18 protein-coding genes are annotated in these 21,201 nt (G+C 73.5%); 16 read left to right on the top strand and 2 right to left on the bottom strand.

Annotated features, from left to right (window positions below; all coding sequences use genetic code 11):
* Positions 1-8 precede the first annotated feature (8 nt).
* The 4 genes from DNL40_RS01250 to DNL40_RS01235 all read left to right on the top strand — a co-directional run bounded on the left by DNL40_RS01250 (position 9) and on the right by DNL40_RS01235 (position 4,104).
* Positions 9-308 carry an exodeoxyribonuclease VII small subunit gene (locus tag DNL40_RS01250; RefSeq protein WP_425450750.1) on the top strand — a complete coding sequence of 100 codons (300 nt, stop codon included), beginning with the start codon at positions 9-11 and terminating at the stop codon, positions 306-308.
* Between the two features lie 49 nt (positions 309-357).
* On the top strand, positions 358-1,023 hold the full coding sequence (locus DNL40_RS01245; RefSeq protein ID WP_111249412.1) for a carbonic anhydrase: 666 nt from the start codon (positions 358-360) through the stop codon (positions 1,021-1,023).
* 75 nt (positions 1,024-1,098) lie between these two features.
* Positions 1,099-2,538 (top strand): class II fumarate hydratase, encoded by a 1,440-nt coding sequence (locus DNL40_RS01240; protein ID WP_111249411.1) that lies wholly within the window; start codon positions 1,099-1,101, stop codon positions 2,536-2,538.
* A gap of 174 nt (positions 2,539-2,712) precedes the next feature.
* Positions 2,713-4,104: an FUSC family protein gene (locus tag DNL40_RS01235; protein ID WP_111249410.1), complete on the top strand. Its 1,392-nt coding sequence runs from the start codon at positions 2,713-2,715 to the stop codon at positions 4,102-4,104.
* 106 nt (positions 4,105-4,210) lie between these two features.
* Here DNL40_RS01235 and DNL40_RS01230 read toward each other — a convergent pair whose 3' ends face one another.
* A complete protein-coding gene (locus DNL40_RS01230) occupies positions 4,211-4,903 on the bottom strand; it encodes a TetR/AcrR family transcriptional regulator (protein ID WP_111249409.1) in 693 nt (230 codons plus the stop codon).
* A gap of 269 nt (positions 4,904-5,172) precedes the next feature.
* Between DNL40_RS01230 and DNL40_RS01225 the strand changes: the two genes are divergently transcribed.
* The 6 genes from DNL40_RS01225 to DNL40_RS01200 all read left to right on the top strand — a co-directional run bounded on the left by DNL40_RS01225 (position 5,173) and on the right by DNL40_RS01200 (position 13,028).
* Positions 5,173-6,843, top strand: a complete 1,671-nt coding sequence (locus tag DNL40_RS01225) for an ABC transporter substrate-binding protein (RefSeq protein WP_111249408.1) — start codon at positions 5,173-5,175, stop codon at positions 6,841-6,843.
* A gap of 100 nt (positions 6,844-6,943) precedes the next feature.
* On the top strand, positions 6,944-7,804 hold the full coding sequence (locus tag DNL40_RS01220; protein WP_179950883.1) for an ABC transporter ATP-binding protein: 861 nt from the start codon (positions 6,944-6,946) through the stop codon (positions 7,802-7,804).
* Complete coding sequence (locus DNL40_RS01215) at positions 7,801-8,604, top strand: ABC transporter ATP-binding protein (RefSeq protein WP_111249407.1); 804 nt, start codon at positions 7,801-7,803, stop codon at positions 8,602-8,604. Before DNL40_RS01220 ends, DNL40_RS01215 begins: the two co-directional genes overlap by 4 nt.
* A complete protein-coding gene (locus DNL40_RS01210; protein WP_111249406.1) occupies positions 8,601-9,593 on the top strand; it encodes an ABC transporter permease in 993 nt (330 codons plus the stop codon). Before DNL40_RS01215 ends, DNL40_RS01210 begins: the two co-directional genes overlap by 4 nt.
* 1 nt (position 9,594) lies before the next feature.
* The gene (locus DNL40_RS01205; protein ID WP_425450741.1) at positions 9,595-10,704 is read left to right on the top strand and encodes an ABC transporter permease; all 1,110 of its coding nucleotides are present in this window, start codon (positions 9,595-9,597) and stop codon (positions 10,702-10,704) included.
* Positions 10,701-13,028 (top strand): exo-beta-d-1,3/1,6-glucosidase, encoded by a 2,328-nt coding sequence (locus DNL40_RS01200; protein WP_245885558.1) that lies wholly within the window; start codon positions 10,701-10,703, stop codon positions 13,026-13,028. The genes DNL40_RS01205 and DNL40_RS01200 overlap by 4 nt, the downstream gene beginning before the upstream one ends.
* Positions 13,029-13,125: 97 nt before the next feature.
* Here the strand turns inward: DNL40_RS01200 and phoH2 are convergent, their stop codons facing one another.
* Positions 13,126-14,493 carry an RNA 5'-3' helicase PhoH2 gene (phoH2, locus tag DNL40_RS01195; protein WP_245885557.1) on the bottom strand — a complete coding sequence of 456 codons (1,368 nt, stop codon included), beginning with the start codon at positions 14,491-14,493 and terminating at the stop codon, positions 13,126-13,128.
* Positions 14,494-14,858: 365 nt separating this feature from the next.
* Between phoH2 and DNL40_RS01190 the strand changes: the two genes are divergently transcribed.
* The 6 genes from DNL40_RS01190 (at position 14,859) to DNL40_RS01165 (ending at position 21,197) form a co-directional block, all read left to right on the top strand.
* Positions 14,859-15,431 (top strand): DUF1697 domain-containing protein, encoded by a 573-nt coding sequence (locus tag DNL40_RS01190; RefSeq protein WP_111249404.1) that lies wholly within the window; start codon positions 14,859-14,861, stop codon positions 15,429-15,431.
* A 313-nt stretch (positions 15,432-15,744) separates the two neighbouring features.
* Positions 15,745-18,549, top strand: a complete 2,805-nt coding sequence (locus DNL40_RS01185; protein ID WP_111249403.1) for a DUF4040 family protein — start codon at positions 15,745-15,747, stop codon at positions 18,547-18,549.
* The gene (locus DNL40_RS01180; protein ID WP_111249402.1) at positions 18,546-18,965 is read left to right on the top strand and encodes a sodium:proton antiporter; all 420 of its coding nucleotides are present in this window, start codon (positions 18,546-18,548) and stop codon (positions 18,963-18,965) included. The genes DNL40_RS01185 and DNL40_RS01180 overlap by 4 nt, the downstream gene beginning before the upstream one ends.
* The gene (locus DNL40_RS01175; protein WP_281268407.1) at positions 18,962-20,518 is read left to right on the top strand and encodes a monovalent cation/H+ antiporter subunit D family protein; all 1,557 of its coding nucleotides are present in this window, start codon (positions 18,962-18,964) and stop codon (positions 20,516-20,518) included. Before DNL40_RS01180 ends, DNL40_RS01175 begins: the two co-directional genes overlap by 4 nt.
* Entirely contained in the window at positions 20,515-20,940 is a 426-nt protein-coding gene (locus DNL40_RS01170; RefSeq protein WP_111249401.1) for a Na+/H+ antiporter subunit E, read from the top strand. Before DNL40_RS01175 ends, DNL40_RS01170 begins: the two co-directional genes overlap by 4 nt.
* A complete protein-coding gene (locus DNL40_RS01165; protein ID WP_111249400.1) occupies positions 20,937-21,197 on the top strand; it encodes an MrpF/PhaF family protein in 261 nt (86 codons plus the stop codon). Before DNL40_RS01170 ends, DNL40_RS01165 begins: the two co-directional genes overlap by 4 nt.
* The last annotated feature ends 4 nt before the right edge of the window (positions 21,198-21,201 follow it).

Below are 21,201 nucleotides of genomic sequence, written 5' to 3'. Positions count from 1 at the left end.
GTTGTTGACTGTCCCTCGTGAGCGACACCAGCCCCGCCCGGTCCGACCTGCCCGACCTGCCCGACCCCGCCTCGCTGAGCTATGAGCAGGCGCGCGACGAGCTGTTGCTCGTGGTGCAGCGCCTGGAGGCCGGAGGGGAGGCGCTCGAGACCTCGCTCGCCCTGTGGGAGCGGGGCGAGGCGCTCGCGGCGCGCTGCCAGGAGTGGCTCGACGGCGCGCGCGAGCGGCTCGCCGCCGCGCAGGCGTCCGACGGCACGGCGGGGACCACCGCGGCCGGTGGCGGCTTCGGGGAGGACGTGGACGCCTGACACCACGCTTCCGAGCCGCCCTGCCCTGATCGTCGAGAGGAAGACCCTGATGACTGCTGCCACCACTCCCGCGCCCACGACGCCCATCGAGGCCTGGACCGCGCTGCGGGCGGGCAACCACCGGTTCGTGGCCGGTGAGCCTGCCCACCCGTCGCAGAACGCGGACCGACGCCGGGAGCTGCGCGCCGCGCAGCACCCGCACACCGTGATCTTCGGCTGCTCCGACTCGCGGGTGGCAGCCGAGATCATCTTCGACCAGGGCCTGGGCGACGTGTTCGTGGTCCGGACGGCCGGTCACGTGCTGGACACCACCGTGATCGGCTCGATCGAGTACGGCACCGAGGTGCTGGGGGCGTCGCTGGTGGTGGTGCTGGGGCACGACTCGTGCGGGGCGGTGGCCGCGACGGCCCACACCCTGGCCACGGGCGAGCAGCCCCCGGGGTTCGTGCGCGCCGTCGTGGACCGCGTCATGCCGTCGGTCGCGGGGATCACCTCACGCCCGGGTGCCCGGGCCACCGACGCGTTCGACCCGGACACCCTGCGCACCGAGCACGTGCGCCACACGGTGGAGATGCTGCGCGGTTACTCGGCGGCGCTGCGGGACGGCGTGGAGGCGGGGCGCCTGGCGATCGTGGGAGTCGAGTACGACCTGGCCGAGGGCAGCGCCCGCCTGGTGGAGGTGGCCGGCGAGGTCGGCGAGGCCCCGCAGGTCTGAGCGCTCGCCCGGCCGGTCGGTGCCGCACGCTCGCGCGGGTTCGAGCCACGCGCGGGTGTGCGGCACGATAGGTCCATGACTTCCGACAGCGTCGTCGACGCCGCCACGGGCGCCGACGAGATCGAGTACCGCATCGAGCACGACACGATGGGCGAGGTCCGGGTCCCGGCCCACGCCCTGTACCGCGCCCAGACGCAGCGTGCGGTCGAGAACTTCCCGATCTCGGGCACCCCGCTCGAGCGGGGGCACATCGAGGCCCTGGCCCGCGTCAAGAAGGCCGCGGCCCGGGCGAACGCCGAGCTGGGCGTCCTGGACCAGGACGTCGCGGACGCGATCGTGGCCGCGGCGGACGAGGTGGCGAGCGGCCGCCACGACGCCCACTTCCCGGTGGACGTCTACCAGACCGGCTCGGGCACGTCGTCGAACATGAACACCAACGAGGTGCTCGCCACGCTGGCCTCGCGCTCGCTGGGCAAGGACGTGCACCCGAACGACCACGTCAACGCCTCGCAGTCGTCGAACGACGTGTTCCCCACGTCGGTGCACGTGGCGGCGACGGCGGGTGTGGTGAACGACCTGGTGCCGGCGCTGACGCACCTGGCGGACGCGCTGCAGGCCAAGGCGGACGAGTTCGCCACGGTGGTGAAGTCGGGTCGCACGCACCTGATGGACGCGACCCCGGTCACGCTGGGGCAGGAGTTCGGCGGCTACGCGGCGGCGATCCGTTACGGCATCGAGCGGGTCGAGGCCGCGCTGCCTCGTGCCGCGGAGGTGCCGCTGGGCGGTACCGCGGTGGGTACCGGCATCAACACGCCGGCCGGGTTCCCGCAGCGGGTCATCGAGCTGCTGCGCGAGGACACGGGCCTGCCGCTGACGGAGGCGCGCGACCACTTCGAGGCGCAGTCGTCGCGTGACGGCCTGGTGGAGCTGAGCGGCGCGCTGCGCACGATCGCGGTGTCGCTGACGAAGATCAACAACGACCTGCGCTGGATGGGCTCGGGCCCGAACACGGGGCTGGGCGAGATCTTCATCCCGGACCTGCAGCCGGGCAGCTCGATCATGCCGGGCAAGGTCAACCCGGTGGTGCCGGAGGCGGTGCTGATGGTGTGCGCGCGCGTGATCGGCAACGACGCCACGGTGGCGTGGGCGGGTGCGAGCGGCTCGTTCGAGCTGAACGTGCAGATCCCCGTGATCGCGCAGGGCGTGCTGGAGTCGATCCGCCTGCTGGCCAACGGCTCGCGGGTGCTGGCGGACAAGACGGTGGCGGGCATCACGGCGAACGTGGAGCGCGCGCGGGCGTTCGCGGAGTCGTCGCCGTCGATCGTGACGCCGCTGAACCGGGTGATCGGCTACGAGGCCGCGGCCAAGGTGGCCAAGCACTCGGTGAAGGAGGGGGTCACGGTGCGCGAGGCCGTGATCGCGCTGGGCTTCGTGGAGCGGGGCGAGGTCACGGAGGAGCAGCTCGACAAGGCGCTCGACGTGCTGTCGATGACGAAGCCGCCGACCAAGGCCTGATCGTCCTGCTCGTGGGCGGGAGCTCGCCGCGCCCTCCGGGGTGCGGCGGCCTCCCGCCCGCGGCGTCTCCGGGTGGCGGGTCCTGCGGGTGGCGGGGTCCGAGTGCCGGCGACCGGGCTCGGTGGCGTCATGACGACGGGGCGAGCCCTCCCGCAACCGTAGACTGAGGCAAGCATGTCAGCCTCAGCCCCTGCGCCCCACCCGCTCTCCCCCGTCCGTGCCGCCGCCCGCGAGCTGCTCGACCCCACCCTGCTGCGCGACTCCCTGCGCGTCGCCCGGGCCGACGCCACGGCTGCCGCCGCGGTGCGGGTGGGGTTGGCGGCGGGCCTCGCCATCACGGTGCCTGCCCTCGCCGGCCACCGCGAGGCCGCCGCGTTCGCAGCCCTGGGCGCCCTGACGTCGCTGTACGGGCGCCACGACACCTACCGGCGCCGCGCCGCCGTCCTCACGCTCGTGGGCGTGCTCATGACCGGCTCCGTCGCCGCCTTCACCGTGGTCGCCGCCCTCGGAACCCCCACCGCCGTCACCTTCCTGCTGATGTCGCTGCTGGCCGCGGCGAGCACCGCCCTGGTGCTGCTGCTGCGCACCGGTGCCCCCGGGGCCACGATCGTCGTCTTCTGCGCCGGTGCCGGCGTGGCCGGCGCGCCCGCCCTGGCCGACGTCGCGCCCCGCACGCTCGCCGGCGCCTTCGGCGCCCTCCTGGCCTGGGTCGTCTGCATGGCCGGCGCCCTCGTGCGCCCGACGGCGCCCGCACGGCTCGCCGTCCGCCGTGCCGGGGCGGCCGTCGCCCACGCCCTCGCCTCCGGCGACGCCGGCAGCCGCGCCGCCGCCGAGGCCGCCCTCGACGCCGCCACCGCCGCGCTCGCCGACGACGCCTCCTGGCGCCGCACGCGCCCCACCGCACTGACGCTGGCCACCGACGTCGCGACGATGCGCTCCCTGCTGCGCGACAGCACCGGCCCCGCGCCCGGCGCCGCTCTCCCGGCCCGCACCACCCTGCGTGCCCAGGCCCGCGCGGCGGCGCCCGGCCCGGGATGGCGGCTGGCCACCGCGCGGGTCGCGGCAGGGGGCGTCGCTGCCTCGGCCGTCTCGACGCTGCTCGGCCTCGGTCACGCCTCGTGGGCGGTGATGGGTTCCACCGCCGTGCTGCAGGGCACCACGGCGCGCCACATGGCGGTCCGCGCGCTGCAGCGCGCAGCGGGCACCGCCGTCGGCGCCCTGGGCGTCGCCTACCCGCTGCTCGCCGCGGACCTCGGCTTCTGGACGACGGCGGCCGTGGTGGTCGCCTGCCAGGTCCTCACCGAGGTGGTGGTGGCGCGCCACTACGGGCTGGCGCAGGTGCTCATCGCGCCGATGGCGCTGCTCATGACGGCGCTGGGCGCCCCCGCTGACCCGGCCTCGCTGGCCACGGACCGGGCGCTCGACACCGCCGTCGGGGCCGGGGCGGGCCTGCTGGCCGTGCTGCTGGTGCACCGGTACGGGCGACGGCGGGCCGCCGTCCGGCCCTGGCACCGCCGCCGACAGCGCCACCCGAAGGCAGCGTCGACCGAGAACCGCGCCGACTGAGGGCAGCGCCGACTGAGGGCAGCGCCGCTCGCAGGAGAGGCGTGCGGGCGCAGGGGCAGTGCCGGCTCAGGCCGGCTCAGGCCGGCTCAGGCCGGCTCAGGCCGGCTCAGGTCGTGGCGCCCTGCCCCGTGGGGGCGTCCGCGCCGGGGCCCTCGTCCGCGGCGGTGTCGCCGACGGGGGTCGCTCGGGGGTCGAGCACCTGGGCCACGATCGCCTCGATGGCGAACGCGCTGGCCTCGCCGAGGTCCACGGCCGTGGGGTCGAGCAGCCACTGCACCTGCAGCCCGTCCATCACCGCGAGGATGCTCGCGGCGGCACGCTCGACCGTCTCGGGCGCCTCGACCCCCCGTTCGGCGCAGAGAACGCGGAACGCCTCGACCACCTCGGTGCGCAGGGTGCGGTAGCGCTCCTCGAAGAACGAGCGGGCGGGGTGGTCGTCGGTGACGGACTCGGCCGAGAGCACGGCGTAGGCCTGGACGATGCCGGCACGGTCGGCATTGAGGAACGCGGTGCGCACCAGGTGCCGGAACAGGTCGACGCCGTCGGGGATGTGCTGCTCGGCGAGCTCGGCGACGTCGCTCTCGTCGCGGTAGCGCAGCACCTCGAGCAGGAGCTGGTTCTTGGACCCGAAGTGGTGGAGGATCCCGGCGTGGGTCATGTTGACCTGCTCGGCGATCTCGGTCAGCGGGCCCTTGTTGTAGCCCTTGGCCCCGAAGGTGGCCATGGCTGCCCGCAGGATCTCGCGGCGCCGCTCGAGGGTCTCGGGCCGCGAGCGCGGCTCTCGCCTCGTGGAGCTCATGGCGGTCGATCACGTCCTGTTCTGGGAAGGCTGCGGCGAGTCTACGCCCGGCTCTGGCAGGTCCGGCGGCAGTCCGTTGCCGATTCGTGATGGTGAAGTCCGGTCCCTCGTCTTCTCAAACTTACTTACCGGACTGTAACGTGCACGCATCGCTCGTCCGGAGCGGTCCCGCCGGGGTCATCGACGCCCCCGGAACGCGCGCCGGGCCAGCACAGCACCCCCGGTGCGCCGCCGCGTGCAGCGCCCACCACCTCCACGAGGAGTCAACGATGAGGTTGAAGATCCCTGCCGCCGTCGCCGCCGGAACGGTGGCGGCCCTGCTGCTCGCCGCCTGCTCGGGCGGCGCGTCGGGCGGCGAGCCCGCCCAGGGCGCGGGCGGAGCCGGCGCCGCGCTGACGATCGCCAAGCCCGACGGCGCCATCGCCACCGAGTCCAACAACCCGTGGGTGGGCGACTCGTCCGCCATGAAGCTCGGGTACATCAACGCGATCCTCGAGCCCCTGGCGTTCGTCAACCTGGTGGACCCCACCGACGAGGTGCGCCCGTGGCTCGCCCAGGAGCTCACCTGGAACGACGACTACACCTCCCTGACCGTCGTCGCCCGTGACGGCGTCACCTGGAACGACGGCGAACCCTTCACGGCCGAGGACATCGCGTTCACGTTCCGCCTCCTGACGGAGAAGCCCGAGCTCGACAACGCGGCCCTGGGCATCCAGGACGTCACGGTCGACGGCGACGCGGTGACCATCACGTTCGGCAGCTCCATGTACGTCAAGCAGGACAAGGTGCTGCACAAGCACATCGTCCCGGCGCACGTGTGGGAAGCGGTCGACGACCCCACCACCGACCCGAACCTCGACCCGGTCGGCACCGGCCCGTACGTGCTCAGCCAGTACTCCTCGCAGAGCGTCCAGCTCACCGCGCGCGACGACTACTGGGGCGGCGACCTGGCGGTGCCGACCCTCTACTACGTGTCGTACAACGACAACACGGCGCTGACCACCGCCCTGGCCAACGGTGACGCGGACTGGGCCCAGGCGTTCATCCCGAACGTCCAGTCGGCCTATCTCGACAAGGACCCGGCCAACGTCTACTGGGCGGCTGCGGGCCTGGGCATCGACGCGATGTTCGTCAACACCGCCACCAAGCCGTTCGACGACGTCGCGTTCCGCAAGGCCATGAACCTGGTCGTGGACCGCAAGAAGCACCAGCAGATCGCCCGCGAGGGCGGGGTGCCGGAGCTGACCTCGGTCACCGGCCTGCCCACGCCCGCCGGTGACGCCTTCATCACCGACGCCTACCAGGGCCAGGACTACGCCGTCGACGTGGATGCCGCGCGCAAGATCCTCACCGACGCCGGCTACACGGGCGTGGGCGAGTCGCTCGTGGACCCGGACGGCGAGCCGGTGAGCTTCGCGCTCACGGTGCCGCAGGGCTGGAGCGACTACGTGACGGGCATCAGCCTCATCGCCGACTCCGCCAAGGAGCTGGGCGCCCAGGCCACGGTGGACACGCCCGACTCGGACACGTGGTGGGCAGCCAAGGGCGAGGGCGACTTCCAGGCGATCCTGCACTGGACCGACACCGGCGCCACGCCGTACGACCTGTACAGCGACACCATGGACGGGCGCTGGCTCAAGCCGCTCGGCGAGGCCGCGGACTACAACTTCGGCCGGTTCGACAGCCCGGAGGCCACGGCCGCGCTCGACGCGTACGCCGGCGCCACCGACGACGCCGCCCGGGCCCAGGCGCTCGAGACGGTCCAGCAGGTCTTCGTCGAGCAGGTGCCCGTGATCCCGGTGGGGACCCGCCCGTTCATCGGCGAGTTCAACACGCGCAGCTACGTGGGCTGGCCGGGCGAGGACGACCCGTACGCCAACCCCGACCCGACGCAGCCGTCGGCCGTGCTGATCCTCACCTCGCTCGAGCCCGCGAGCTGAGGCCCCTCCCCCCGTCGCGGCGGCGGCGCGCACGAGGCCCGGTCCCCAGGGCCTGGTCCCGCGCGCGCCGCCGCCGCGACGGCCGAACGAAGGAACGAGCGTGACGAGCGACAACGTGCTGACCGTGTCCGGGTTCAGCGTGCTCTACGACGTCGAGCCACCGGTCGAGGCGGTCAAGGACGTCTCCCTGGAGCTGCGGCGCGGGGAGATCCTGGGCCTGGCCGGCGAGTCCGGCTGCGGCAAGACGACGCTGGCGTACGGCATCCAGAGGCTGCTGCGGCCACCGGCGGTGATCACCTCCGGATCCGCCGTGTTCCACGACGAGTCCGGGACCGACGTGGACCTCGGCTCCCTGACGGACGAGCAGATGCGGCGCTTCCGCTGGGACAAGGTGTCGATGGTGTTCCAGGGGGCGATGAACGCCCTCAACCCGGTCATGACGATCGGCGAGCAGCTCGGGGACGTCTTCACCACGCACCGTCCGGGGACGAGCCGTGCCGAGCGCACCGCCCGGTGCGGCGACCTGCTGGAGATGGTGGGCGTGGGCCGCGAGCGCCTGCGCTCCTACCCGCACGAGCTGTCGGGCGGCATGCGCCAGCGCGTGATGATCGCGATGGCGCTGGCGCTGCGGCCGCAGCTGATGGTGATGGACGAGCCGACGACGGCGCTGGACGTGCTGGTGCAGCGGGAGATCCTGCAGCAGATCTCGCAGCTGCGTGCCGAGTTGGGCTTCTCGGTCGTGCTCATCACGCACGACCTGCCGCTCCTGCTGGAGATCAGCGACCGCATCGCGGTGATGAAGGACGGGCGGGTGGTCGAGGTGGGCACGGCGTCGGACATCTACCACCGAGCGCAGCACGAGTACACGCGCCGTCTGCTCGGCTCGTTCCCGAGCCTCACGGGCGACCGGGGGGACTTCGTGCGCACCGGTGCCGGGACCAGCGAGGAGGTGGCGTCATGAGCGTGCTCGAGCTCTCGCACGTGACCAAGCGCTACCGCGTGCGGGGCGCCGGCGACATGCTGGCGCTCGACGACGTGAGCGTGACGATCGCGTCGGGGCGCACGGTGGCGCTGGTGGGCCAGTCCGGGTCGGGCAAGTCGACGATCGCGAAGATCATCACCCAGCTGGAGCGGGCGACGTCGGGCCAGGTGCTGCTGGACGGCGCGCCGGTCCCCCGTCGCGGGCGGGCGCTGCGGCGCTACCGCCAGCAGGTGCGGATGGTGTTCCAGGACCCGTTCGCCTCGCTGAACCCGTACCACACGGTGCGTCACCACCTGGAGCGGCCGCTGCGGCTGGACCACGTGGTGCCGGCCGAGGAGGTCGAGGCGGAGGTGCACCGCCTGCTGGAGCGCGTGCGGCTGGACCCCGCGGCCACGGTGGACCGCCGGCCGCACGAGCTGAGCGGCGGGCAGCGGCAGCGGGTGGCGATCGCGCGGGCGCTGGCCTCGCGCCCCTCGCTCCTGGTGGCCGACGAGCCGGTGTCGATGCTCGACGTGTCGATCCGGCTGGGGGTGCTGAACCTGCTGGCGGACCTGCAGCGGGAGCGCGACCTGGGCGTCCTCTACATCACGCACGACCTGGCCACGGCCCGGCACTTCAGCGACGAGATCGTGGTGCTGCACCGCGGGCGGGTGGTGGAGCGCGGCCCTGCCGACGACGTCATCCTGCGCCCGCAGCACGAGTACACGCAGGCGCTGCTGGCCGCCTCCCCGGACCCGGACAAGCACTTCGCGCAGACGAGAGAGGGGACCCGGCGATGACGACCGTGCGGTTCTTCGCGCGCCGCGCCGCCTTCTACCTGTTCACGGCCTGGGCGGCCATCACCATCAACTTCTTCCTGCCGCGGATGATGAAGGGCGACCCGGTCTCCGCGTACATGGCCAGGAACCAGGGCCGCATCAGCCCGGAGGCTGCGGCGTCGCTGCGCACGCTGTTCGGTCTGGACTCCGACAGGACGCTGCTGCAGCAGTACGGCGACTACTGGGTGCTGATGCTCTCGGGCGACCTGGGCCGCGCGTTCTCCAAGGGCCTCGCGCCCGTCACGGAGGTCATCGCGGTGGCCCTGCCGTGGACGATCGGCCTGGTGGGCGTCGCCACGGTGCTGAGCTTCGTGATCGGCACGTCGCTGGGTGCCCTCATCGGGTGGAACCGCGGCAGCCGGGCCGACGTGGTGGTGCCGGTGGCGACGTTCTTCTCCACGGTGCCGTACTTCTGGATGGGCCTGATCGCGATCGCGTTCTTCTCCACCACGCTGGGCTGGTTCCCGGCCTCGCACGCCTACGACAAGGGGGCGGTGCCCGCCCTGACCCTCGACTTCGTGGGCCAGGTGATCCGGCACGGCACCCTCCCCGCGCTGACCATCGTGCTGGCGTCGCTCGGCGGCTGGGTGCTGGGGATGCGCAACATGATGATCACGGTGCTCGACGAGGACTACGTCACGGTGGCGCAGGCCAAGGGGCTGAGCAACCGGCGGGTGCTGACCCGGTACGCGGCGCGCAACGCGGTGCTGCCCCAGCTGTCCAGCTTCGCCCTGGCCCTCGGGTTCATCGTGGGCGGCACGCTCGTCATGGAGCTCGTCTTCTCCTACCCCGGCGTCGGCAAGCTGCTGCTCGACGCCACCGCGGCCAAGGACTACCCGCTGATGCAGGGCCTGTTCCTGGTCATCACCCTCACGGTGCTCGTGGCGAACGTCCTGGCCGACGTCGCCTACGCCGTGCTCGACCCGCGCACGCGCCAGACGGAGGCATGACGTGTCCACCACCTCCCTCGCCCAGGCCGCCGAGAGCGGCACGCCGACGACGCCGGAGCCGACCACGCCGGTGGCCGCACGCCGCGGGCGCGGCGCCGCGGGCGCGTTCGCGATGTTCCGCAACGCCAAGTCGATCACCGGGCTGGCGATCCTCGGGTTCTTCGTGCTGCTGGCGGCGCTCGGCGACGTCATCGCGCCCTACGGCCCGCTCGACAAGGACTTCGACGCCCTCAAGCAGCCGCCCTCGGCGGCCCACTGGCTGGGCACCACGCACATGGGCGAGGACGTCTTCAGCCAGATCGTGCTGGGCACCCGCGGGGTGCTCGTGGTCGGGTTCACCGCGGGCCTGATCGCCACGATCATCGCCGTGGTGGTGGGCGTGACGGCCGGCTACGTGGGCGGCTGGCGCAGCGAGTCACTCTCGGCGCTGACCAACGTGTTCCTGGTGCTGCCGGGCCTGCCGCTGATGATCATCGTGGCCTCCCAGCAGGAGAACCCGAGCCTGCTGCTCGTCTCGGCCGTGCTGGCGCTGACCGGGTGGGCGTGGGGCGGGCGGGTGCTGCGCGCCCAGACGCTGTCGCTGCGCAACCGGGACTTCGTCCAGGCGGCGCGGGCCAACGGCGAGCCGCTGTGGCGGATCATCACCGTGGAGATGCTGCCCAACCTGACGGCGATCATCGCGTCGTCCTTCGTGGGCACGGTGACCGCGGCAGTGCTGGGCCTGACCACCCTGGCGTTCATCGGCGTCATCCCGATCACCAACCTCAACTGGGGCACGATCCTGTACTGGGCCCAGCAGAACGGCGCGTTCCCCGACTTCTGGTGGTGGTACGTGCCCGCGGGCCTGGCCATCGCCCTGCTCGGCACCGCGCTCTCGCTCGTCAACTTCGGCATCGACGAGTACGTGAACCCGCGCCTGCGGTCCGCGGGCGAGCGTGCCCGTGCGCTGCGCAAGAAGGGCCTCCGTGCGACCAGCGCCGTGACGGCCGTGCGCCCGGCGGCGCGCCCCGCAGCCCGCGCCGGCACGCGCGCCGACGCCGCCCCCGCCGCGGGCACGGCGGACGCCCGGCCGACCTCCACCCCCTCCCCCACCGAGGAGCCCCTCCCGTGACCGCACCCCAGACGGACGTCCTGCCCTACCTCGACCCGGCGCTCCCGGTGGCCGAGCGCGTGCGCGACCTGCTCAGCCGCATGACCGCCGAGGAGAAGGTGGGTCAGATGCTGCAGCTGGACGCGCGCGACGACCTGGCCGACCACGTGCTGCGCCGTCAGGTGGGCTCGATCCTGCACGCCTCGCCCGAGCGGGTGCTGCAGGCGCACGACCTCACCGACGCCACCCGGCTGCGCATCCCCCTGCTCATCGGGGAGGACTGCATCCACGGCCACTCGTTCTTCGAGGGCGCCACGATCTTCCCCACCCAGCTCGGCATGGCCGCCTCGTGGGACGCCGACCTGGTCGAGCGCATGGCCCGGGCCACAGCCGTGGAGGTCTCGGCCACGGGGATCCACTGGACGTTCTCGCCGGTGCTGTGCATCGCCCGTGACCTGCGCTGGGGGCGGGTGGACGAGACGTTCGGCGAGGACCCGCTGCTGATCGGCGAGCTGGCGTCGGCCGCCGTGCGCGGCTACCAGGGCCAGGGCCTGACCGACCCCACGGCGATCCTCGCCACCGCCAAGCACTTCGCCGGGTACTCGGAGACGCAGGGTGGCCGCGACGCGTCGGAGGCCGACATCTCCCGGCGCAAGCTGCGCTCCTGGTTCCTGCCGCCGTTCGAGCGGGTCGCCCGGGAGGGCTGCCGCACGTTCATGCTCGGCTACCAGACCACCGACGGCGTGCCCATCACCGTCAACGACTGGCTCCTCTCGGAGGTGCTGCGCGGCGAGTGGGGCTACACCGGCACCCTCGTCACCGACTGGGACAACGTCGGCCGCATGGTGTGGGAGCAGAAGGTGCAGCCCGACCACGCGCACGCCGCCGCGGCCGCCGTGAAGGCGGGCAACGACATGGTCATGACGACGCCGGACTTCTTCGAGGGCGCGCTCAAGGCCATCGACCTGGGGCTCATGGCGGAGGCGGACCTCGACCGGGCCGTGGAGCGCATCCTCACGCTCAAGTTCGAGCTGGGGCTGTTCGAGGACCGGCGCCGCCCCTCCCGCGAGCGCATCGCCGCGGTGGTGGGCTCGCACCAGGACCTCAACCTGGAGGTGGCGCGCCGGTCCCTGGTGCTGCTGCGCAACGAGCCCGTGGACGGCCGGCCGGCGCTGCCGCTGGGCGGCGACCTCGTGGCGGGGCCCGCGGGACGAGCCGTCGCCGCGGACGGGCAGGCGGTGGTCCCGCGCCGCGTGGCCGTCGTCGGGCCGCTGGCGGACGACGCCCAGACGCAGCTGGGCGACTGGGCGGGCAACAGCGGCCAGGCGGGCTGGATCCCTGACGGGCACCCGCGGGAGATGATCACCACGGTGCTCGACGGCCTGCGCGAGCTGGTGCCGGCGGGCTGGGAGGTCAGCCACGCCCGCGGTGCCGACATCCTCACGCTCGAGCCGGACCCGGAGGGGGCCACGTTCCCCGACGGGCAGCCGCGGCCCCCGGTCGTGGTGCCGTGCCCGCCGGACGAGAGGCTGATCGCCGAGGCGGTCGCGGCGGCGCGCGAGGCCGACCACGTGGTGGCCGTGGTGGGTGACCGCATCGAGCTCGTCGGCGAGGGTCGCTCCACCGCGACGCTCGAGCTGATGGGCGGGCAGGTGGCGATGCTGGAGGCGCTGTCCGCGGCGTGCCGGGAGACGGGCACCCCGCTCGTCGTCGTGCTGCTGGCGTCCAAGCCGCTGGTGCTGCCGCCGGCCGCGCTGGAGGCGGCGGCGCTGGTGTGGGCCGCCAACCCCGGCATGCAGGGCGGGCGGGCGCTGGCCGAGCTGCTGCTCGGCCTGGTGGAGCCGTCCGGCCGCCTGCCGATCTCGTTCGCCCGGCACGTGGGACAGCAGCCCACCTACTACAACCAGGTGCGCGGGCAGCACGGCAGCCGGTACGCGGACCTGACGCAGAGCCCGGCGTTCGCGTTCGGCGAGGGCCTGAGCTACACCACCGTGGCCTACTCGGACCTGGAGGTGCTCTCCCCCGTCGTCGGTCGCGACGAGGTGGTGCGGGCGCGCGTCACCGTGACCAACACGGGGCGCCGGCCGGCGCGCGAGACGGTGCAGCTGTACGTCAGCGACCTGGTGACCTCGGCGAGCTGGGCGGACAAGGAGCTCAAGGCGTTCCGGCAGGTGGACCTCGAGCCGGGTGCCCGCCGGGTGGTCGAGCTCGAGCTGCCCGTGGCCGACTGCACCATCGTGGACGCGACCGGTGCCCGCGTCGTCGAGCCGGGCGACTTCGAGCTGCTGGTGGGCCCGTCGTCGCGCGACGCGGTGCTGCTGCGGGCCGGCTTCGCCGTGCGCTGACGCCCCGGCGCCGCCCGTTCAGCCCCTGGTGTCCACCTGGTGACGACGCCGCCCCCGGACCACGCGGTCCGGGGGCGGCGTACGCCGGCCGGCGGCGTCACAGGTCGAACGTCTCCAGCATGTCGGTCACGAGCGCGGCGATGGGCGAGCGCTCCGAGCGGGTCAGGGTCACGTGCGCGAACAGCGGGTGACCCTTGAGCTTCTCGATCACGGCGGCGACGCCGTCGTGACGGCCCACCCGCAGGTTGTCGCGCTGGGCGACGTCGTGCGTGAGCACCACCCGGGAGTTCTGCCCGATGCGGGACAGCACGGTCAGGAGCACGTTGCGCTCGAGCGACTGCGCCTCGTCGACGATGACGAACGCGTCGTGCAGCGACCGGCCCCGGATGTGGGTGAGCGGCAGCACCTCGAGCATCTCGCGGTGGATCACCTCGTCGACCACCTCGGGGGCGACCAGCGCGCCGAGGGTGTCGTAGACGGCCTGCCCCCAGGGGTTCATCTTCTCCGACTCGCTGCCGGGCAGGTAGCCGAGGTCCTGGCCCCCCACCGCGTACAGGGGCCGAAAGACGACGATCTTGCGGTGCTGACCGCGCTCGAGCACCGCTTCCAGGCCCGCGCACAGGGCGAGCGCGGACTTGCCCGTGCCCGCCCGGCCCCCGAGCGACACGATGCCGATCTCGTCGTCGAGCAGCAGGTCGATCGCCACCCGCTGCTCGGCGGAGCGGCCGTGCACGCCGAACAGCTCCTGGTCGCCGCGCACGAGCCGCACCTTCTTGTCGGCGGTGACCCGGCCCAGGGCCGAGCCGCGCGGGGAGTGGACCACCAGGCCGGTGTGCACCAGCAGCGGGGAAGCCGCCTCCACGACGGCGGGGTCGAGCTCGGTGATCTCGAGCTGCTCGTTCTCCCACAGCGTGGACATCTGCTCGTCGGAGACGTCGATCGCGGACATGCCCGTCCAGCCGGAGTCCACGGCCAGCTCGGCGCGGTACTCCTCGGCGTCCAGCCCCACGGCCGACGCCTTGACGCGCATCGGCAGGTCCTTGGAGACCACGGTGACCTGGAGGCCCTCGGAGGCGAGGTTCGCGGCGACGGCGAGGATCCGGGTGTCGTTGTCCCCGAGCCGGAACCCGGCGGGCAGCACCTGGGGGTCGATGTGGTTGAGCTCGACCCGCAGCGTGCCGCCCGCGTCGCCGACCGGGACGGGCGCGTCGAGCCGTCCGTGCTCGACGCGCAGCTCGTCGAGGATCCGCAGGGCCTTGCGGGCGAAGTAGCCCAGCTCTGCGTGGTGACGCTTGGCCTCGAGCTCGGTGACGACGACGACCGGCAGGACGACGTCGTGCTCGGCGAACCTGTACAGGGCCCGCGGGTCCGACAGGAGCACCGAGGTGTCGACGACGAAGGTTCGCCGGCTGTCGCCCTGGGGCTCGGAGGTGCCGGAGACGGGGTTGTGAGAGGTACGGACCACGGGGATGCTCCCTCCGGCGCGTCAGCGCCGTCGCCGCCCGCGTCCCCTGCCCTCGCCCCACGGGACGCCGCCCCGTGGTTCTCGGTGCAGGGCGGCACGGGCACGTAGGTGAGGCAGGCGACCGGCTCCGGGAGCCGCGCCCGGGCGCGCGGTGTGCCGTCGGGCCGCGACCGGCCGTCCAGCTCCCCACCCGAACCAGGGCGTCGATCCCATCGGCTGGCCTCCCGGAGGACGGCGAGGCACCGTCCCTGTCGCCAAACTACGACGGTGTGATTCTCGCCACCACTCCCACGCCGCCGTGTCACGGAGATGTCACCCGGATTTCACGTTGGCGGGCGAGCGGCGGCGGTGGGCAGCATGGGGGCATGAGCGACACGTTCGTCGTCCTGCTGAGGGCCGTGAACCTGGGACCGCACCACCGCGTGCCCGCGGCCGACCTGCGCGCGGCCGCCACGGCGGCAGGGCTCGCCGACGCGCGCACCTACGCCGCCAGCGGCAACCTCGTCGCGACGGCGGGCGCCTCCGGCGCGACGTCGGAGACCGCCGTCGCGGACCTCGTCTCCCGAGCCCTGGAGGAGCGGCTCGGCGAGCCCTTCCCCGCCGTCGCCCTCTCCCTCGAGCGCCTGGAGGCCGTCGTGGCCGCCAACCCGTTCACCGCCGCCGCGCGCGACCACCCCGCGCAGCTGCAGGTGCACGTGCCCTTCGGCACGCTCGACGCCGCGGGCGTCGCCCGGCTGGCTCTCGCCAACCCGGGACGAGAGCTGCTCACCGTGGCCTCCGGAGTCCTGTACGTGCACTACGTCGACGGCATCGGCACCTCCCGCATCACCGCGAAGGTGCTCGAACGGGCTGCCGGCACCGTGCTGACGGGGCGCAGCTGGAGCACCACGACCCGACTGCTCACGATGGCGCGCGGCGGCCGGGGCGGCGCGACCTGAGGAGCGGCGAGAGCTCCCGCGGGCCGCGCCCACGGCACCGAGGGCTTCCCGGAGGCTCCCACCAGCGCTCCTACCAGCCCGCTCACCCGGCCGGGCGCGCCCGTCCGCTGTACTGTCTCGTCGAGAGTCCCGACCACCCCGGCACGGCACGTAAGATCGTCGCGGCGTGCCGGGAAGTCTGGTCGGCGATCTTGTGGTGGACCACCACGAGTCCCGTCAGTCGACCCCTGAGGACCCCTGTGAGCCGAGCCGTCGCGTCCGCGAGCCCGATCCCGCCCGCCCGCCACCCCCACGACCTGCCCGAGGCCCGCTGATGCTGCCCGTGCTGCTGGGTCTCGTCGTCCTGCTCGCCCTGGCTGCGCCCCTGCTGGGCCGCGTCATGGGCCGCGAGGCGGGCTGGCCGCTCGCCGCCGGCCTGGCGGCGCTGGCCGCCTGGGTCGGCCTCGCGCCCCCGCCCGAGGGCACCACCTGGTCGGTGCCCTGGATCCCCGGCATCGACGTGGCGCTGCGCCTGCGCGCCGACGGCCTCGGCGTGCTGTTCCTGGTGCTGGTGCTCGGCGTCGGCGCGCTCGTGCTCGCCTACTCCGCCCGGTACCTGGCGCGCGGGCCGCACCCGGGCTTCTACGGCCTGATGACCGGCTTCGCGGCGGCCATGACGCTCCTGGTCCTCACCGACGACCTCATCGTGCTGTTCGTCGCGTGGGAGATGACGACGCTGTGCTCGTTCTTCCTCATCTCCCGCACCGGCCCGCAGGCGCACGCCCCCGCGGTGCGCACGCTCCTGGTGACCGTCGGCGGCGGGCTGTGCCTGCTCGGTGCCGTCATCGCGGTGGCCGTGCGCACCGGCACCACGCAGCTGCACGCCGCCCTCCAGCACGAGGCCTGGCAGAGCGACCCGGCGTTCGCCGGTGCCGTCGCCGCCCTGGTCGCGGTCGCGGCGTTCACCAAGGCTGCCCAGTTCCCGTTCCACGCGTGGCTGCCCGACGCGATGGTGGCGCCCACCCCGGTCAGCGCGTACCTGCACGCCGCCGCAATGGTCAAGGCCGGCATCTACCTGCTGCTGCGCTTCTCGGCCGCCCTCGCCGACGTCCCGGTGTGGACGGTGCTGCTGGTCGGCATCGGGCTGCTCACCAGCGTCATGGGTGCCGTGTTCGCCCTGCAGCGCAACGACCTCAAGGAGCTGCTGGCCTACTCGACCGTCAGCCAGCTCGGCCTCATCGTCGCCACGATCGGCATCGGCACGCCCGAGGCCCTGGCCGCCGCGTCGGTGCACACCCTGGCCCACGCGCTGTTCAAGTCGGCCGCGTTCATGGTGGTGGGCATCCTCGACCACAGCACCGGCACGCGTGACGTGCGCCTGCTCGGCGGCGTCGGCCGGGCCATGCCGTGGACCTCGGTGATCCTGGTGCTCTCGGCCGCCTCGATGGCCGGCCTGCCGCCCCTGGCAGGCTTCGTCTCCAAGGAGGCCATCCTCGCCTCCTTCGTCGAGGCTCCGACGCCGGCCGGCACCGCCCTGGCCGTCGTCGTCGCCGTGGGCGCCGTGTTCACCTTCGCCTACTGCGCGCGCATGGTGCTGCGCACCCTGCCCGGCACCGCGTCGGCCGACATCCCGCGCAAGCCGCACGAGGAAGGCCCCGGGCTGCTCGTCCCGGCCCTGCTGCCGGCACTGGCCGGCGTCGTCATCGGGCTGGCCGCCTGGTCGCTGGACGACCTCGCCGCCACCGCGGCGAGCGCCGCCGCCGGCGAGGAGACGCACCCGCACCTGGCCCTCTGGCACGGCCTCACCGTGGCGCTCGCCCTCTCCATGGGGGTCTGGGTGCTCGGTGGCCTCCTGGCCTGGAAGGCGGCACGCGTCGAGCGTGCCCTGGACCGGCGCCTGTTCCCGATCACGGGTGTCCAGGCTGTCGCGGCCTGGCAGCGCGGCACGATCGCGCTCGGTGTGCGCGTCGGCGACCTGACCCGCAGCGACGCCCCCGCCCGCCACCTCGCGGTCCCGTTCGTCGGCACCGTCGTCATCGCGGCCGTGGCCCTCGGCTCCGTCGGGGGCCTCGGGCCCTCGCTCACGCACGTGGAGGGCACCGACTGGCTGCTCCTGGCCGTGGTGGCCGCCGGCGTCGCCACCGTGGTGCGGGCGCGCTCCCGCCTCGGCGCCGTGGTGACCGTCGGCATCGTCGGCTTCGGTGTCGCGCTCCTGTTCTTCACGCTCGGTGCCGCGGACGTCGCCCTGACCCAGCTGCTCGTCGAGGTGCTGACCGTCGTGGTGATCGTCCTGCTGCTGCGCCGCCTGCCGCGCACCTTCGCCCGGCCCTCGCGCGGCCGTGCTGCCGGGGCCGGGGTGCTCGCCGTGGTCACGGGCCTCGTGGCCGCCGCCGGCACGTGGGCGCTGACCGGCCGGCGCGAGATGTCCCCCGCCGGGCGCTACTTCCTCGAGAACGTCTACGCGGACACCGGCGGCACCAACGTCGTCAACACGATCCTCGTCGACTACCGCGCGCTGGACACCCTCGGTGAGCTGACCGTGCTGGGCCTGACCGGCCTGGTGATCGCGGTGCTGCTGGACGCGACCCGGATCCTGCCCACCAAGGAGGACGCCGAGCCGCGCCTGATCCGCACCGGCCCGCTGGCCGACCCGGGGCCCAACGGCGTCTTCACCCGCGCGACCAGCCGCCTGTTCGCGCCGGTCATGGTGCTCGTGTCGCTGTGGTTCCTGCTGCGGGGCCACAACGCTCCGGGCGGAGGCTTCATCGCGGCGCTGGTCGCCGCGTCCGGCTTCGCCCTCGCCTACCTCGCGGCGGCGGGCGACGCCGACCGGTCCAAGGTGGCGTTCCGCCTCGTGGGCTCCGGCATCGGCATCGCCGTCCTGACCGGTCTCGCCGGCCTGGCCGACGGGTCGTTCCTGCGGCCCCTGCACGCCGACGTCCTCGGCGTGCACCTGACCTCGGCCGTGGTGTTCGACGTCGGCGTGTACCTGGCCGTCATCGGCGTGGTCGTCGCCGCCCTCGACCTCCTCGGGAGCGAACCACCACCCCGCCGCACCGCACCACCGCCCCGACCGGCCGCCCCGCGGCCGGCTCCCGCCCAGCCGGAGCCCGTGGCTCCCGGGAAGGAGAGCGCATGATCGTCGCCATCATCGTCGGCCTGCTCGCCGCCGGCGGCGTCTACCTCGTCCTGCAGCGGGAGATGCTGAGGATCGCCCTCGGCTTCGCGCTGCTCAGCCACGCCGTCAACGTGCTGCTGGTGGCCGCCGGCGGCACGGGCCGCCGCGACCAGCCGCTCGACGGCGCCGTGGACCCCCAGACGACGGCCGACCCGCTCCCCCAGGCGTTCGTGCTGACGGCCATCGTCATCGCCTTCGCGATCACCGTCTACATGCTGGCGCTGTCCGTCGTGGGCCGCCGCGACGACGACACGAGGGACCTGTCCGACGCCGCGCGCTCCGAGGTCGTCGCCTCCGACGACCCACTCGACGTGGCAGAGATCGCGCGCGCCTACGGGGCCGCCGCACCCGAGATCCACAAGGAGCCCACCCCGTGAGCGCCGCGATCCCCATGCTGGTGGCCGTCCCCCTCGTGGTGGCCGCGCTGCTCGTCCTCCTGCCCCTCGGGCCCCGCCGCTCCGACGCCGTCCTGCTGACCACGCTCGCCGCCTCTGTCGGTGCGGGCGTGTGGCTCGTGACCGCCACGGCGGACGGATCCGCCGTCGGGCACGCCGTCGGCCTGTGGGGGCCCGGCATCGCCATCCCCTTCGTCGCCGACCAGCTCGCGGCCCTCCTGCTGACCGTCACCGGCATCCTGTCGCTCGCCTGCTCGGCGTTCGCCATCGCCTCCGGCCACGCCCACCTGCGGTTCTTCGCGCCGCTCGTGCTGGTGCTGACGGCCGGCGTCAACGGAGCCCTGCTGACCGCCGACCTCTTCAACCTCTTCGTGTTCATCGAGGTCATGCTGCTGCCGTCCTACGGCCTGCTCGTGATGTCGTTCTCGGGCCGCGCCCCCCTGCGGCGCCTGACCGGCTCGCGGCTGTACGTGACCATGAACCTGCTGGTCTCCACCGTGTTCCTCGCCGGGGTGGCCCTGACCTACGGCGTGGCCGGCACCGTCAACCTGGCCGAGCTGGCCGGCGCCGCCCGCGAGTCCACGACCGTGGCGGTCGCCGTCGCCCTGTGCCTCTTCGCCCTGTCGATGAAGGCCGCGATCGTCCCGGCGCACGGCTGGCTCACCCGGACGTACCCGGACGCCTCGCCCGCCGTGACGGCGCTGTTCTCGGGTCTGCACACCAAGGTCGCCGTGTACGCGATCTACCGGGTGTACGCCGTCGTGTTCGACGGCATGCAGGAGTACCTGTGGGTGGGCGTGCTGATGTTCTCGATCACCATGGCCGTGGGCGTCATGGGCGCCGTGGGCGAGGGCTCCACGCGCTCCATCCTCGCCTTCCACATGGTCAGCCAGATCGGCTACATCCTGCTCGGCGTCGCCCTCTTCGGACCCCTCGGTCTCACGGCAGGCATCTTCTACCTGCTGCACCACATGATCGTGAAGGCGTCGCTCTTCCTGTCCACCGGGGCCGTGGAGGTCAGGTACGGCACCGGGCCGCTCGGGTCGGTCACCGGCGTGGCCCGCGCCGAGCCGCTGCTGGCCGTCGCGTTCTTCGTCGCCGCGATGTCGCTGGCCGGCATCCCGCCGTTCTCCGGGTTCGTGGCCAAGCTGACCCTCATCTGGGCCGCGCTCGACGCCGGCGAGATCGCCGCCGTCGTGGTGATGCTGGTCGTCAGCATCGTGACCCTCATGTCCATGATGAAGATCTGGTCGGGCATGTTCTGGGCCCGCAAGGGCGCCGCGCGCAGCGGGGGCCTCGCCCCCGACCACGCGACCGGCGAGTTCGACGAGACCGTCGCGCGGGACGCCACCACCATCCTCGCCGTGCAGCCGCGACGGCGCGTCGGCCTCGGCCTCGCGCTGCCGTCGGTGGCCCTGGCCGCCCTGACCGTGGTGCTCGGCCTGGGCGCCGAGGGGCTGCTCGCGCTGTGCGAGGTGGCCGCGGGCAACCTGCTCGACACCACGACCTACGTGCAGGCGGTGATGAACGGATGAGCTGGATCACGTGGCCCCTGCGCTGGGCCTGGTTCGTGCTGTGGTTCCTGGGCCAGGTCGTGGCCTCCAACGTCAAGGTGATCCGCGACAGCGTGACGCCCGGGCAGGCGTCCACGCCCTGTGTCGCCCGCTATCCCAGCCGGTGCCGCACGGAGGCCGAGGTCACGTTGCTCGGCGCCGCGATCACCCTGACGCCCGGCACCCTCACCCTGGGCGCGCGCGCCGGCGAGGGCGACCGGCCCGAGGCCGACGCCCCCGGCGGTGCCGGCGGTGCCGGCGGTGCCGACGGGGCCGACGAGGCCCGCTGGACCCTGTACGTGCACGGCATGTACGCCGACGGCCCCGACGAGCTGCGCGCCGAGGTGCGCCGGATCGAGGAGCACATGCTGCGCGCCACGCGCCGGGAAGGAGCCGACCGATGACCGCCGTGCTGTGGGTCGCCGTCGTGCTGGTGACCCTGTCCATGCTCCCGGCCGTGCACCGCATGGTCCGCGGCCCCCGCGACGCCGACCGGGCCGTCGCGGCCGACCTGTTCTTCTTCGGCGTCATCGCGCTCGTGGCGCTGCTCGGCACGCTGCTCGGCGCGACCGGGACGCTGGACCTCGTGCTCGTCGCGTCCCTCGTCGGGTTCCTCTCGGCGCTCTCGCTCGCACGGGTCATGACCCGAGGACGGAGGTGACGGC

The organism is Xylanimonas oleitrophica, assembly GCF_003244315.1.
In the GTDB taxonomy this organism is placed as follows: domain Bacteria; phylum Actinomycetota; class Actinomycetes; order Actinomycetales; family Cellulomonadaceae; genus Xylanimonas_A; species Xylanimonas_A oleitrophica.
This window is presented reverse-complemented; position numbering and strand designations above follow the sequence as displayed.

Excerpts from the sequence above, each read along its gene's own strand:
- DNL40_RS01245 (WP_111249412.1), top strand. The coding sequence starts at position 358 with ATGACTGCTGCCACCACTCCCGCGCCCACGACGCCCATCGAGGCCTGG.
- DNL40_RS01240 (WP_111249411.1), top strand. The coding sequence starts at position 1,099 with ATGACTTCCGACAGCGTCGTCGACGCCGCCACGGGCGCCGACGAGATC.
- DNL40_RS01235 (WP_111249410.1), top strand. The coding sequence starts at position 2,713 with ATGTCAGCCTCAGCCCCTGCGCCCCACCCGCTCTCCCCCGTCCGTGCC.
- DNL40_RS01230 (WP_111249409.1), bottom strand. The coding sequence starts at position 4,903 with ATGAGCTCCACGAGGCGAGAGCCGCGCTCGCGGCCCGAGACCCTCGAG.
- DNL40_RS01225 (WP_111249408.1), top strand. The coding sequence starts at position 5,173 with ATGAGGTTGAAGATCCCTGCCGCCGTCGCCGCCGGAACGGTGGCGGCC.
- DNL40_RS01215 (WP_111249407.1), top strand. The coding sequence starts at position 7,801 with ATGAGCGTGCTCGAGCTCTCGCACGTGACCAAGCGCTACCGCGTGCGG.
- DNL40_RS01210 (WP_111249406.1), top strand. The coding sequence starts at position 8,601 with ATGACGACCGTGCGGTTCTTCGCGCGCCGCGCCGCCTTCTACCTGTTC.
- DNL40_RS01190 (WP_111249404.1), top strand. The coding sequence starts at position 14,859 with ATGAGCGACACGTTCGTCGTCCTGCTGAGGGCCGTGAACCTGGGACCG.
- DNL40_RS01185 (WP_111249403.1), top strand. The coding sequence starts at position 15,745 with ATGCTGCCCGTGCTGCTGGGTCTCGTCGTCCTGCTCGCCCTGGCTGCG.
- DNL40_RS01180 (WP_111249402.1), top strand. The coding sequence starts at position 18,546 with ATGATCGTCGCCATCATCGTCGGCCTGCTCGCCGCCGGCGGCGTCTAC.
- DNL40_RS01170 (WP_111249401.1), top strand. The coding sequence starts at position 20,515 with ATGAGCTGGATCACGTGGCCCCTGCGCTGGGCCTGGTTCGTGCTGTGG.
- DNL40_RS01165 (WP_111249400.1), top strand. The coding sequence starts at position 20,937 with ATGACCGCCGTGCTGTGGGTCGCCGTCGTGCTGGTGACCCTGTCCATG.